The 481-nt window shown below is 60.7% G+C and carries 2 protein-coding genes; both read right to left on the bottom strand.

What is annotated here, in order from left to right; translation table 11 throughout:
* Window positions 1-227, bottom strand: a 227-nt coding sequence (locus J5M56_RS24835) for a biotin/lipoyl-binding protein (RefSeq protein ID WP_207938041.1), incomplete at its 3' end; no start/stop codon positions are given.
* A gap of 10 nt (window positions 228-237) precedes the next feature.
* Window positions 238-438, bottom strand: a complete 201-nt coding sequence (locus J5M56_RS24840) for a DUF1656 domain-containing protein (RefSeq protein ID WP_016771611.1) — start codon at window positions 436-438, stop codon at window positions 238-240.
* Window positions 439-481 lie beyond the last annotated feature (43 nt).

Genomic DNA, 481 nt, shown 5'->3' on the forward strand with positions numbered 1-481 from the left:
GGGTCGATGCGCATCAGCAGATCGCCCTTCTTCACCAACTGGTTGTCACGCACCGGCACTTCGACCACTTCGCCGGTGACGTCGGCGGCGACGTTGATGATGTCGGCACGCACGCGACCATCGCGGGTCCACGGCGTGTTCATGTAGTGCTCCCACAACGTGCGGCCGATCCACAGCGCCAGGGCCAACACCAGCAGGGTCGCGAGCAGGCTGAAAAACTTTTTCATCAAGATGTTCTCAACGGTAGACAGTCAGCGCCATGGCGCCGAACAGACAGGTAAACAGGCTCAGACGCAGCAGCGCCGGGTGCCAGAAAAAACGGTACAGGTCGAACCCCGAGAGGAAGCGGTCAACTGCCCAGGCCAGTCCCGCAGCAATGAAAAACATCAGGGTCATGGTCGGCATGTACACGCCGTGGAAGGCGATTTCACGAGGCATGGGCAAGTCCTTCGGGCCTGGCAGTAGCGAATTCGGCGAGGGG

The sequence above is a fragment of the Pseudomonas sp. 51_B genome (genome assembly GCF_017491595.1).
Taxonomy (GTDB): Bacteria; Pseudomonadota; Gammaproteobacteria; order Pseudomonadales; family Pseudomonadaceae; genus Aquipseudomonas; species Aquipseudomonas promysalinigenes.

What these genes read in the sequence shown, in the direction of transcription:
- J5M56_RS24840 (WP_016771611.1), bottom strand. Translation starts at nt 438, where the DNA reads ATGCCTCGTGAAATCGCCTTCCACGGCGTGTACATGCCGACCATGACC.